We start from the raw sequence: 12,590 nt of genomic DNA on the forward strand, positions 1-12,590 counted from the left end.
CGTCTGCACGGCTGTCAAAACGCATCTGCACGGCTGTCAAACTCATGGGCTTTCGCGCCCCCAGGCCTGATGCACGAGACCGGCGATTTCATCATTGACGGCGTTCAGCGAGGTGATTGCGCGGTCATAGGTCGACCGCACGAACTGCGCCCGCTCGACCTCGTAAAGCGTCTGCTTGGTGATCCCGGCATCCGAGATCGCCGTCGATTTCACCATCTGCGCTTCGAGCATCTGGTTGGGAAACATCGCCTGCAGGAAACCGACCATCTGCTTTTGCGGGCCGTCGGTGGGTTCGAACCGTGTCACCAGATACCGGAACCATTTGAGCCGCATCTCGGCCCCGGCTTCACGGATGGTGCGCAGGATGCCACCCAGCATCAGAAGGAACTGACTCATGGACATCACATCGAGCATCTGGGGATGCACGGTGATCAGCACTGAACTCGAGGCTGTCAGGGCCGTTAGGGTCAGATATCCAAGCTGTGGCGGGCAATCGATCACCACCACATCGTAGCGGTCTTCGACCTCTTCCAGTGCCTTCGAGATGCGCGTGAAGAAGGCGCGGCCTTCAGAGGGGTCGCGGCTGGTCAGGGCCACTGGCGTGTCGTATTCATATTCCTGCAGATCGAGGCTGGCCGGGACGATATCGAGGTTCGGGAAGTTCGTGGGCCGGATGACCGCGCTGATCGGCTGGCGCTCCGCGTCGTAGCGCAGGGTCTCGTAGAGCGAGGATACAGAGTCTAATTCAGGCTGAATCCCGTGCAGTGCGGTGAGCGAGGCCTGCGGATCGAGATCGACCGCCAGCACACGATGGCCTTTGAGCGCGAGGTGTTGGGCCAGATGGGCGGCGGTCGTCGTCTTGCCGCTGCCACCCTTGAAGTTGACGACAGAGATGACATGCAGCTCTTCGCCTTCGGTGCGATGGGGCAGGTACCGGCGCTTGCCCGGACGACCATGGGCATCGAGATAGGCGCGCAGCTCGAGCATTTGTGCTGCGGAATAGGATCGCCGCCCAGAGGCCGAGGTTTCTGGCTCCGGCCCTTTGCCCTCCAGATGCAGCTTCTTGATCGTCGACTGCGTGACGCCGAGAAAATAGGCCACTTCTGCGAGAGAAAACTGTCGCAGACCCTTCTGGGCATCGGGGGGATATTGTTCCTGACGCAAGATATTGAGTCGGTCGGAAATCAGTTCTCCTTGCTGGAGAATGATTTCATCGAAGGCCAACTCGCCTGTATCCTGCCGGAATGGTGCTGTCGCCATCCTGCCGCCTCGCCTAATATCGCTTTTATCGCGATTTCTTTCGTTAAACTGTGACTACAGCGGAAGTGGGTTATCCACAACGATTTTTTCAGCCGGTGGCAAAGCGCTGCCGGATCATGGCAGAGATCGGGGAGACCACAAGACCCCGTAGACAGGGCAAGAGAACCTTCAACATCTGGTAGGACGGAGCGCCGATCCAGCCAGCGCACCCAAGCATGAAAGGCGACAGAATTCACGTATATTATTGTTTTAAAATCTTTTTCTCGATTTGCACGGCTGTCAAAAAGCAAATGACGGTCCGCAGCACATAGACCGCGCAGCCAGACAGACGGTGCCTGCGACCACCCGCGCAGGCTTGAGACACAAGCACGGTCTGCCGCAGAGAGCGCATTGCAGCCATCCTGCCGGAATGCCGGTGAGACACAATCCAAGTTGCCGTATCGGCGAGAATCGGACGGCTGATTCTCAGGCCCAAGTCCGGGTGGGTTGGCCGGGTGTCCCGGCCAACCGCTGGCTCATGCGGCTTCTTTCGGGCCCCAGGGGATCACAGCCTGCAGGGTCGGGTCGTCCTGATGCGCTGCCTGGCCGAGATTGGCGTTGAACCCATAGTCCCGGATCGTCAGCGTGAAATAATCCGCGCCGGTTTCCCGGTTCTGTTTGCGCCAGATGCCGCCGCATTCGACGAGACGACCGCGGGGCGAACGGCCCAGCACCCGGTGGGTGGGGGCCATCGGATTGTCGCTGGTCACAGGTTCCACGGAGATGTCGAGATCGAAGGTCAGGGTCGAGATCGACCCGGTGCCCTTGGCGGTGCCGATCTCGGCGGTGTCGAATTTGATGCAGTTCGGGGTCATTGCGTGTCTCCTTGACTGGTGTTGCAATGCCGGTGACAGAAGCAGGGTACCCGAGGGGCAGCACCGCAGGCGGAGCGCAGCGGAGAAGGGCAGGGGACCGCGCTTTTTGCTCCGCGCGGAATGGCCGGAACGGGCAGGGGAAAAAGACGGGCTCCCACCTTTGCGGCCCCCGGGCGCCCTGCCACCGGCCACGCTCAGCAACACCGGTCGGAGACAGGCCGGACTTCCGGACAGCAACAGGTGACCGCCCCGGTCAGCGCCAAGGCGTCGGAACTGCTCTACGCAGCGGCGATGCATGCCATCGGACACTCAAAATCGGCACGCTATCCCGCCTCTCACCCTGAAACTTGCTGGCCCACCGCCGCCGCCCGTCATCGGCATGGGCCCCGCACCGCACACCCCGGAGGCGGCTTCACCCGGTCGTCGGCCTAAGGCGATCCCGTACTATGCCCGTCAGGGTCTCGGCCCAGGTCGCCGCGGGCAGACCATCCATCCAAGCCCCATGCCTGCAGCGCCGGGCGTCACCCTCCCGCCCGGCTGCGCGCCACCGGCCCGGTCCTCTGGCCAAGACGGCACATTCGGGAGGCACCACAAGGTATCTCTCCAAGACCCATCCGTCTGACGCCCCCAAACTGAGGGTCTCGCCGGCCTCTCACGTCGCGCAGCGACCCCCGCGCGGGCAGCGCCGGTCCGGCGGCGGGGCAGGGGACGTTCCTCTGCCCCGCCGCCGGACAATTTTTGGGTCATCCCGCAATCATTCTGGCCAAAGCAAAAAAAGACCCCGCCGGAGCGGGGCCAGGTGGTCTTCCCACGAAGGAAGGCTCAGAGGCAATCCGGGACCCAGACTGCCAGCTTGTGTTTCTGCTCGGAGGTCAGCCCCATGAGTTTCTGCGTGGTCGCATCGCCGATCAGCTTTTCCAGCTTCTCGGCCTTGTCCCCCTTCTTGAGCTTGCCGAAAGCCACCACCCGCGCGTCGCGGGCATCGCACTCAAGGAAGGTGCAGAGCAGTTCGGTCAGCACTCCGGCAGAGACGCGCGAGAAGAAATTCTCCGCCGTGGGTGTCCAGTGGGCGCGGATATCGGCCTTGGCCTCGGCGGCGATGGCCGCAAAGAACCCGGCATCCCCGGCCTGATCGGGCAGGGCGCGCGCGAAGGCCTCGGTGAGCACTGCGTTGCGGGCCTTCTTGCCGGTCGCCCGAAAGGCCGCGAAGGCCCCCTCCAGATCATCGACACGGGTGCCGTCCTGCCATGCTGTGGTCGGATCGCGACCGTGATCGAGGCGCGGCTCGCGGTCAAACCCGTCCTCAACGCTCGGGATGTTGATCGGGCGTCCGAGGCGCAGATCAAAGAGGCTTTCGAAAGACCCGGAGGTCTCCGACAGACCGAAGGCCAGCAGATCGAGCACCAAGTCCGGTTTGGCCAGAAGGGCCGATTGCACCGCCGCCAGCCGGATCGCCCGCATATCGGCAGACAATTTTTGCGAATACGGTGATTTCGGCGCCGGGGCAGGGCGGTCAGGGGCGGTGAGCACCCCGGCGGCAACCGCCGCGTCCTTGTCTTCGGGGCGCACGAGACCGCCGGTGATTTCTACCTTACCCGATTGATTCACAACGACAAAGCAACCTGAAACGCGTTTCTGATCATCGGTGTACTCTCCGTCGAGAATGGCTTGCAACTCGGCCAAGCGCGCCTCGCCCTCCGCGTCGAGCACGCCCGCCTCGCACATCTCGGCCAGCCGGTCGTAGGCCTCGACCTCCGTGTCGCTCAAATCGCCCTCGACCGGATAGAGCCGTGTCAGCTTCGCCTGATCGATTTCGTAATAGTTCAGCCATGGCTCGCGCTTGGCCTCGGCCCAATGCCAGCCGGTGTTGTTTACAAGGGCCGCGCGCGCCGCCTCGAGACCTTGGTCAAAAAGATCGTCGAGCAAACCCGGATCGGTGAAGTAGACCGCCTGCGAGAAGAGATCACGCGTGATCGCGCCGCCTGCCGCCTCATAGGCCTCTTGCCCGACAAAGAGGGCGCGGCGGTCACTGCCGGTCACCGCTTCGGGGTTGAGCGCGGATTTCAGCTGCGCCTCGGAGATCGGGTGCCCCTTGATCTGGTCGAGAAGCGTGAGCGTCAGCGCCTCGTCCTGCGACAGGGTGAAGGCCTTGGCCGCGCCAAGGGTGATCTCGCCTGCTGCCAGCGCGTCAATGACCGGGCCGGGCAGGGCGGCCAGCGCCAGCCGCTGATAGACACGGGCCTCGCTGGTGGCGAAGGCCAGCGCGATATCTGGCACGGACGCGCCCTTGGCCGTCATCGCCCCGAAGGCACGGATTTCATCTGCCGGGGTCAGGGCTTCACGCGCGGCATTCTCGGCATTGGCCCAGATGGCGGCTTCCTCGGCATCTTCGGTGATGCGCACAGGGACGGTGACCGGGGCAGGGGTTTCGGCCTCGGCGGCGATCTTCTGCAGTGCCCGCAGGCGGCATCCGCCTGCGACGATTTCGACGCGGCCTTTCTTTCCGCGCAGGCCTGCAAGGTTCTGGATCAATCCGAAGCGGGCGATGCTTGCCGCCAGCGTGTCGATATGAGCGTCCGAGACGCTCTTGCGCGGATTGATATCCGAGAGCGTGAGGGCGTCGAGAGGCACCAGTTCGATGCTGCCTGCGTCGATGGGGATTGGGTCTTGCTTGGTCATGGGAAAGTCTCCTTTCGGTTTGGATGGGCAGGGGCCGCCCCGCGCCCTGTGGGCGGCGCAGAAAGGCCTGTGGTTGGAAAAGGGTGGGGGAGAGGCCAGAGACGCGCTCAGGGCGTCGCTGAGGCGCTGTCGGGCAACCTACCACCAGCAGGAATAGATCACGGTCGATCCGGTCTGCATTTCGGCCCGCGCCCAAGCGCAGAAATCCAGATCATAGGCGCGGTAGTCTTGCGCCTGTTCGTCCTGAAACTGGTGGCCATAGAAAAAGCCGCCCTCGCATTGGGGCAGCGTGCCATCGGTGACGGCCTGTTCCAGACGGTCGATATCCTCCGGCGCGAGCCGCAACTCGCCGCAGTTGAGGTCGCTGGCAGGCAAGCCGGTGCGGGCAACATAGAGAGTTTCCATGAAGGTCTGCAGTCTGGAATGCTTGCGCCAGACGAACGCGGGCACTTCCCCTTCGTCTCCGCTTTCGGGTGTCTTGAGATAGGCATATTGATCGAGGCCCATGGTCTCGCTCCTTTCCTTCGTGGTTGGCGCGGCATGGGTCTTTTTTGCTTTGGCCCATTGTCCGCCTTGGGCGCGGGCCATCCCTGTCTCTGGCGTTCGGAAGACCCCCGCGTCTTCCGAAGGGCAGAGCAGGGGAGGGCACAGCCCGACCTGCGGCCGGACGGCGGCGGGACACAGGGGGCCGGAGCGGTGAAATCGGGAGGGGCCCGTCGGCCTCAACCGACGGGAGGCACCGGATTTCTCCGGCGGAGGCTGACGCGCCAGCGGCACCCGAGCCCCTGTTCGCGCTGTCGCCCGGATGTCAGGCGGAGGAAGAATGCAGAACTGTCGGGGGTGCCACAGCAGAGCGGCGGCACCCCCGTCGATTGGCCCCGTGATCGCGGGCAGTCCCGCGATTGCATTTTTGTTGTGCCCGAAGGATCGTTACCCGGGAGGGCGGAGACAGCATTGGCTCCGGGGCATCTTACGCCCTAGAGCCTGTCCAACCGGACGGTTGGCGGGCCAGTCCGATTGGCAAGGCCTCAGGCGTTTAACCGAGCGTCAGCACCATGTCCTCGGATAAGGCCAGGGGTGGAATGTGCAGGTTCTCCGGCGCGGGCCCTTTGCGAATGCGTCCCGCAGTATCGTAATGCGACCCGTGGCAGGGACAGAACCATCCCCCGAAATCGCCCGCGCCATCGCCAAGCGGGACACATCCCAAATGCGTGCAGACACCGATCATCACCAGATAGGCGCCATGGCCGGGAATGGCGCGGTTCCCATCCAGCGCTGCGGCCTCGCCAGAAAGATTGGGATTGCGCGCATCGGTGTCAGGCAAGGTTGAGACCGCCTGTTCACGGGCCTGGGCCATCTCCGCCTGCGTTCGGTGGCGGATGAAGACCGGTTTCCCGCGCCAATTGACGGTCAGTTGAGTGCCCTCGGCGAGCCCGGAGATATCCACAGAGATCGTCGCCAGAGCGCGCACATCCGCCGAGGGGTTCATCTGATTGATCAGCGGCCAGAGCGCCGCACCGGAAGCGACCGCGCCCGCGCCGGCGGTGGCATAATACAGGAAATCCCTGCGTTCAGTGTCGTCGGTCGCCTCCATAGCCGAGAAGTCTGCACCCTTCCCGCCCCGGAACGTCAACGTTGAGTTTGTAACGTTTTGTCTGCATCCCGAACGCAAGCCCTGAGCGTCCGTACGCCGTGTGACACTCAGTGGTGGGGCGGTGCGCCTTTCGCCATCATCAGATGGTGCTCCTGGTGATGCGCGCCGATGGTCATCAACCCGAAGAACCCCAGACCCTGTATCTGACCGGAATCGCCGTCGACAAGGAGCGCGACACCGTCCCCGAACTCCTCTACCGTGACCTCCCAGCCCGTCTCGGCCGCCAGGAACGGCGCATGGGCAGGCACCATCGCGCGAATGGCCTCGAGAACGCGCGGTGCCCCCCGGATCTCAAAGCGGATACCGGAGGGCCGCACACGGCGAGTGACCTCGGCTTGCGTTGTCAAAAGCTCCATGTCCACGAGATGTCGCCTCAGAGCCGCGATATCGACCTTGGCCCAATCTGTGTCGGGATCGGCACGCAGGAGCGCCACGATCTCGGCCATAGCAGCAAAGGCCGATTGCCCGGTTTCCTGCGGACGCGGCATCGCATGTCCGGTCGTGGAATGGCTGTGCTGGGCCGCGACGGGTCCGGAGAATGACAGGGCGAGCAGGAGGGCTACAAGGCGCATGGCGGGGTCCTTTCGAGGGATACATCAGGTTTGCCTCTAGCACGCAGGCCTGCTTCAGAATATGATTTCAATCATATGCTGCCAGAGCCCTATCACCTTCTCCCGACATCTGCCCTGCGGCCGCAAATGGTTTCGGCGGGCGACGTGCTCTTTCGAGAGGGTGCACGGACCCGGGGCCTCTATGTCTTGAAGACTGGGCGCGTGCATCTCGAGCGGGCGGGGCCAAATGGCGAGCGCCTCATCATTCATCGGGCGACATCCGGGACCAGTTTCGCCGAAGCCTCGGTCTTTTCGGAGCGCTATCATTGCGATGCCATCGTGATGGACGCAGCAGAGCTGGTCCGGATCGACAAATCCGCAGTCCTTGCCGCCTTCGCGAACCCGGATTTCGCGCGGGCCTATGGACGCCACGCCGCGCAGCAGGTTCAGGCCCACCGGCAGATCATGGAAATCGTCGGCATCCGCCGCGCCGAGGACCGGGTGATGGCGGGGATGGTCGCGGGTCTTCTGGAGGGCACCGTCGTCGACTTCGCAGCCCGCCTCCAGCTGACGCATGAGGCCACGTACCGCGCGTTGCGGGCTCTCGTCGAAGCGGGTCGGGTCACCAACCCGTCGCGCGGGACCTACAGGTTGGCCTAGCTGTGGCTGGCAAAGACCGATGTCGCGCCATCGAGCCCGACGAGCAACGTATCGAAGGTATCCCCCGCCCCGGGACCGCCCATGCCGGGGGAACTCATCGGCATGCCCGGCACAGTCAGACCGCGCGCCGCCGGTTGCTCTGCGAGAAGCCGGGCGATGTCTTCAGCCGGCACATGGCCTTCGATGAAATAGTCGCCGACCACCGCAGTGTGGCAACCGGCAAGCTCTGGCGCGATCTGGAGCCTGTCTTTCAGCGCATAGAGGGTGTCTTGATCGACATCCTGGGCTTCGATGGGCAATCCGGCCTGCCGGACATGATCGACCCAGGCCGTGCAGCATCCGCAGGTCGGGGTTTTGACAACCTTGATGATTGGTCCGGTATCGGCCATGGCCGGAAGCGCGAGCGTCGCGGCAGCGCCGGTCAGCAGAAAGGTACGTCGTTTCATGTGTCGTTTCCTCTTGAATTGTTGTCTAAACTAACATCGGGAGCGGGCCTGTCGAGGTGATCGTGGTGCGCGGATGGTGCATGATGCTTTGCCTCCGGTTCCATCGATTGCGTTATGTCCAGATCCTCCGCGTGGCGCTCGTCGAGGCAATCCGTTTCAAGCTGCAGGGTCACCATGTGAAACCCGTGATGCTTGGTCAGGTGCGTATAAGCGGTCTCAAGGATATGGGCGGCATCGGCAGGCTCGGCGTGGCGCAGATGGGCCGAGAAGGCGTGCTTGCCGCTGGTCAGCGTCCAAGCGTGAACATGATGGACATCGAGAACGCCGTCTTGCGCGCGCAGATCTGCGGTCACAGCGTCGAGATCGGTGTCCTCGGGGGTGCCCTCCAACAGAATATGCACCGCCTCGCGGATGACCCCGACCGAGGCCCAAAGGAGCACGAACCCGAAGGCCATGCCGAGGATCGGATCGATCGCCAGAAAGCCGGTGAATTCGATGACGAGGGCGGTCACGATGATCAACAGGCTGCCGACAAAGGTCTGGATGATGTGCCAGAGGGCGCCGCGGGCATTGAGATCATCCTGGCTGGATTTCCACATCAGGCCAAGCGAGATCACCTCGGTGACCAAGCCGCCGAAGGCCACCCAGAGCATCGGACCCGTGGGCAGATGGATCGGATCCCCGAGCCGCATCGCCCCCATCCAGATCACCAGAAGCGCCATCCCGAGAAGAAAGCCGCCATTGACCAGCGCGCCGATGATCTCGGCGCGATACCAGCCGAAACTGCGCGCCATGTCCGCCGGGCGGCGGGCGATCCGCTGCGCGATGATGGCGACAAGCACACCTCCGACGGCGGACAAGGTGTGAAATGCATCCGACAGCACCGCGATCGAGTCGGTCCAGAGCCCAACAGCCAGTTCGATCACGAAGTATATGCCGGTCAACCAGGCGGATATGGCCAGAGCCTTGCCCGAAGATGGCATGTGTCCCGCGTGCGCATGAGCGGCCATGTCAGATTTCCTTTTTTGCAGTGTGGTTGCCGCGCCAGACCGCAACGAGGACGGACAGGGCGGTGAACCCGCCGAGCGCCAGCGCCGTCCAGGTGGCGGTTTGCACGTCGCCATTCATGGCCTCGCTGCCGAGATGAGCGAGCAAGAAGCTGGCCGGTATGATCCCGACGAGTGTCGCCAGTGCAAACCGCCAGAGATGTAGGACACTCAATCCCGCCGCGTAGCTCACCATGTCGAAGGACAGGAACGGCAGCAGCCGGCTCCCGAACACCACAAACGTCAGGGTATTTTGTGATCCCAGCAGCCCGCGCCCGATCGTCTCGCCGACATGGCGTTCCACGAAAGGGCGCCCCAGCCCGCGCGCGAGCAGAAAGGCGGCAAGCGCGCCGATTTCAGCGCCGAGCACGACGAGCAGGGTTCCGAAGGTGTGCCCGTAGGCGGCCCCGGCGGCGAGCGCGATCGGCGCCGAGGGCAGGGGGCTGGCCACGATCGCCAACGTCATCAGCGCCACGACCAGAACCGGGCCAAGAAGACCGGCCGCATCGATCCAGCGACGCAGGTCGTCGCGCTCCGGCAGATCGATATCGAGGCCCGCAAGGTCCGGACGCGCCAGTATGACCAGCACAAGCCCCAGAAGGATGAGAACGACGAGACGCACCTTGGCCTACCTCGTATAGAGCAGCACAAGAAAGGCTGCCGCCATCAGGTCGAAGACAACGCAAAACGGGATGTACCAGCGCGGGACCCAGGCAAGGCGACGCGCATTGTGATGCGCCAGGTCCCAGAGCGCGTGGAGCGTGAGGCCCAGAGACAATGCTGCCCAATGCCAAAGGAGACCCGCTACGGCCGCCGCCCCGAAGACGAGAGCGACCGCCAGCTCGGACCAGAACACGGACCGGCGGCCATCGGCGGCCCCGAACCCGATATAGGCCCCGCCGATCAGGGCCAGAGTGATTGCTGCCAGAACCAGCGAGCTGTCCTGTTCCACAAAAAGATGGGCGGGCAGCGTTAGCCCAAAAAGTGTTAAACCGAGCCACGTTGGCCGCCCCACGCTCTGTTGCTCCCGGTGGCTTGGAAATTGCCGTGATGGGTTAGGGTATACACCTGTCATGCAGAGTGACTTGGGGCTTCCAGCTACTGGAGGGTCAAGACATGTTAGGAGTATTGATACATATTGCGACAAACGACAGGCGGGCCTTTCCGCAAAGATCAATCTATTCTGTGCGTTATGACGAGAGAGATATTGGATGTTTGGTGGATGAAGCAGTTATCCCGGTGTACCGGGGTCAAGAGCTGATGGGATCCGCTGCGCATATTCTGGTCGTCGACGATCACGCCGAGATCCGGCACTCTGTGACGCGCTATCTTGAGAAAAACGGGCTGCGCGCGACAGGCGCCAAGAGCGCGGGCGAAATGGATGCGCAGCTTGCCGAACACAGCTTCGATCTGATCGTGCTCGACATCATGATGCCGGGGGAAGATGGGCTGGCCGCCTGCGCGCGATTGCGCCGCGAACAGCAGCAGACGCCAATCCTTATGCTGACAGCACTCGGCGATGATGACGATCGGATCAAGGGGCTGGACACCGGGGCTGATGACTATCTGGCCAAACCGTTCAATCCGCGTGAGCTTCTGGCGCGGATCAATGCAATCCTCCGCCGTGCGGGAGACGGATACACCCCGCATGGCGGAACATTTGCGGGCAAGCGCGCAACGTTTGCCGGGATCACATTCGATCATGATGCCAGGCAAGTCATTTGCCCTGACGGCACGGTCAATCCACTGACAACGGCAGAAGCAAACCTGCTGACAGTCATGCTGGAGCGCCCCCGGGCGGTGATCAGCCGGGATGAGCTCCTGGAGCTGAGCGCCGGCCGCGTCGCCGGACCCTTCGATCGGACGATCGACAACCAGGTGTCGCGCCTGCGCCGGAAAATCGAACCGGACGTGCTTCGCCCCCGCATTATATCGACAGTGCGCAATGGCGGGTATTGTCTCAATTGCGACGTGGAGATCGAGACCTGATGCGTATGGGGTTCCGCTCGCAGATTGCCCTTTTGGTGGTGTCGGTGCTGTTCGTGGCGCAGGTCGTGGGTTTGTGGCTGTTTGTCGATGAACGATCGCTTGCCGTCCAAGCGGCCATCGGCAGTGAGGCCGCCGGACGCGCGGCAAACGTTGCCCGCCTGATCGAGGAAGCCCCGCCTGAATTGCATGAGGACATCGTTGCGGCCGCGAACTCGCCCCTCGTACGCTTCGATCTCGGCGACACGCCTGCCGTCACGCACACCCACCATGATGAGAACGGGGCGATTGAAGCGCGTATTCGTGCGCTTTTAAACGATGGCTACACCCGCGATATCCGGGTCGAGGTGCACGAGATTGAACAGGGGCTGTTGCCGCTGCCAAACCTCTCACCGGAAATGGCGGAAATGCACGCCGAAATGATGCAGGGAACCCTGGCGGCCATCGAAATGGAAGTCTCGATCGCCATTACCGGGGGTCAATGGCTGAACGTCGCTACCCGATTCGAGCGCCCGCCAATCCAATGGTCATGGGCCTCCACGCTTTCCTTCGTGTTGACAGCCGCCGTGTTGCTGCTGGCGATCTTCTGGTTCCTGCTGACCCGGCTGACGCGACCCCTGAATGAACTCGCTGCGGCAGCCGAAGAGTTTGGGCGCGGTGGCGGTCAGGGACCCCTCACGCCGGTCGGCCCAAATGAAGTGCGGAACCTGACGACGGCCTTCAATGACATGCAAGCGCGTCTGGCCCGCTTCGTCACGGACAGAACGCAGATGTTGGCCGCCCTGGCCCATGACTTGAGATCCCCGCTCACCGCGCTCAGGGTTCATGCCGAGATGGTGGAGGATGCGGAGACCAAGACCGGCATCGCGGCCTCTCTCGACGAGATGCAGGATATGGTGGAAGCGACGCTGGCCTATGCGCGCGGCGTGGGACAGGACGAGGCCCTGCAACGGATCGAGATTGGCGCGTTTCTGACCGACATTCAGGACACAACCCACGATACGCTGGATGTATGCCCGGGACCTGAGGCAATGGTGCAGATCAAGCCCAATGCTCTGCGCCGGGCCTTGCGCAATCTGATCGACAATGCGGGGCGCTACGGGCGCAACCCGACCCTGTCTTGGGCCATCTCCGAGGGCGGCATCGAGATCTTGGTCGAGGACACTGGGCCCGGGATCCCAGACGACCGCTTGCGCGATGTCTTCCAGCCGTTTCTGCGCCTCGAAGGATCGCGCTCCCGCGAGACCGGAGGCCATGGGCTCGGCCTTTCGATCGCCCGCAGCATCGTCTTGCAACACGGCGGCACCATCACGCTTTCCAATCGCGCGGAGGGCGGGCTGTGTGCCCGCATTGTTCTGCCGGTGAACGCGCACCAGACCACGACCATTCTCCCATCCGAGCATCCGGAAACGGGCACCGAAACCGGGGTTCCCATTCAGACCACGAAGGTGTGA

General features: G+C 63.2%; 13 protein-coding genes. 3 read left to right on the forward strand and 10 right to left on the reverse strand.

The window, feature by feature from the left end; all coding sequences use genetic code 11:
- Positions 1-42: 42 nt before the first annotated feature.
- The 6 genes from repA to ACP153_RS20850 all read right to left on the reverse strand — a co-directional run bounded on the left by repA (position 43) and on the right by ACP153_RS20850 (position 7,019).
- Positions 43-1,260, reverse strand: a complete 1,218-nt coding sequence (gene repA, locus ACP153_RS20825) for a plasmid partitioning protein RepA (RefSeq protein WP_424972933.1) — start codon at positions 1,258-1,260, stop codon at positions 43-45.
- Between the two features lie 515 nt (positions 1,261-1,775).
- Positions 1,776-2,114: a DUF736 domain-containing protein gene (locus ACP153_RS20830; protein ID WP_424972934.1), complete on the reverse strand. Its 339-nt coding sequence runs from the start codon at positions 2,112-2,114 to the stop codon at positions 1,776-1,778.
- A gap of 822 nt (positions 2,115-2,936) precedes the next feature.
- Positions 2,937-4,793 carry a ParB/RepB/Spo0J family partition protein gene (locus ACP153_RS20835; RefSeq protein ID WP_424972935.1) on the reverse strand — a complete coding sequence of 619 codons (1,857 nt, stop codon included), beginning with the start codon at positions 4,791-4,793 and terminating at the stop codon, positions 2,937-2,939.
- Positions 4,794-4,931: 138 nt separating this feature from the next.
- The gene (locus ACP153_RS20840; RefSeq protein ID WP_424972936.1) at positions 4,932-5,300 is read right to left on the reverse strand and encodes a hypothetical protein; all 369 of its coding nucleotides are present in this window, start codon (positions 5,298-5,300) and stop codon (positions 4,932-4,934) included.
- 529 nt (positions 5,301-5,829) lie between these two features.
- Positions 5,830-6,387 carry a ubiquinol-cytochrome c reductase iron-sulfur subunit gene (gene petA, locus ACP153_RS20845; RefSeq protein ID WP_424972937.1) on the reverse strand — a complete coding sequence of 186 codons (558 nt, stop codon included), beginning with the start codon at positions 6,385-6,387 and terminating at the stop codon, positions 5,830-5,832.
- 107 nt (positions 6,388-6,494) lie between these two features.
- Positions 6,495-7,019, reverse strand: a complete 525-nt coding sequence (locus ACP153_RS20850; protein WP_424972938.1) for a hypothetical protein — start codon at positions 7,017-7,019, stop codon at positions 6,495-6,497.
- A gap of 126 nt (positions 7,020-7,145) precedes the next feature.
- On the opposite strand from ACP153_RS20850, the gene ACP153_RS20855 reads away from it, so the two are divergent.
- A complete protein-coding gene (locus tag ACP153_RS20855) occupies positions 7,146-7,658 on the forward strand; it encodes a Crp/Fnr family transcriptional regulator (protein ID WP_424972939.1) in 513 nt (170 codons plus the stop codon).
- On the opposite strand, the gene ACP153_RS20860 is transcribed toward ACP153_RS20855, so the two are convergent.
- Genes ACP153_RS20860 through ACP153_RS20875 form a run of 4 tightly spaced genes read right to left on the reverse strand, consistent with a single transcriptional unit; the run spans position 7,655 to position 10,165 of the window.
- On the reverse strand, positions 7,655-8,104 hold the full coding sequence (locus ACP153_RS20860; protein ID WP_424972940.1) for a DUF411 domain-containing protein: 450 nt from the start codon (positions 8,102-8,104) through the stop codon (positions 7,655-7,657). The genes ACP153_RS20855 and ACP153_RS20860 overlap by 4 nt on opposite strands.
- Entirely contained in the window at positions 8,101-9,114 is a 1,014-nt protein-coding gene (locus ACP153_RS20865) for a cation diffusion facilitator family transporter (protein WP_424972941.1), read from the reverse strand. Before ACP153_RS20865 ends, ACP153_RS20860 begins: the two co-directional genes overlap by 4 nt.
- 1 nt (position 9,115) lies before the next feature.
- Positions 9,116-9,772 carry a TVP38/TMEM64 family protein gene (locus tag ACP153_RS20870; protein ID WP_424972942.1) on the reverse strand — a complete coding sequence of 219 codons (657 nt, stop codon included), beginning with the start codon at positions 9,770-9,772 and terminating at the stop codon, positions 9,116-9,118.
- Positions 9,773-9,778: 6 nt separating this feature from the next.
- The gene (locus tag ACP153_RS20875; RefSeq protein WP_424972943.1) at positions 9,779-10,165 is read right to left on the reverse strand and encodes a DUF6010 family protein; all 387 of its coding nucleotides are present in this window, start codon (positions 10,163-10,165) and stop codon (positions 9,779-9,781) included.
- 245 nt (positions 10,166-10,410) lie between these two features.
- Here ACP153_RS20875 and ACP153_RS20880 point away from each other — a divergent pair, with 245 nt between their 5' ends.
- Both ACP153_RS20880 and ACP153_RS20885 read left to right on the forward strand, forming a co-directional pair.
- Positions 10,411-11,139, forward strand: a complete 729-nt coding sequence (locus ACP153_RS20880; protein ID WP_424972995.1) for a response regulator — start codon at positions 10,411-10,413, stop codon at positions 11,137-11,139.
- Positions 11,139-12,590, forward strand: a complete 1,452-nt coding sequence (locus ACP153_RS20885; RefSeq protein WP_424972944.1) for an ATP-binding protein — start codon at positions 11,139-11,141, stop codon at positions 12,588-12,590. The genes ACP153_RS20880 and ACP153_RS20885 overlap by 1 nt, the downstream gene beginning before the upstream one ends.

Origin of the sequence: Dinoroseobacter sp. S76, from assembly GCF_049801095.1 — a bacterium.
In the GTDB taxonomy this organism is placed as follows: domain Bacteria; phylum Pseudomonadota; class Alphaproteobacteria; order Rhodobacterales; family Rhodobacteraceae; genus Dinoroseobacter.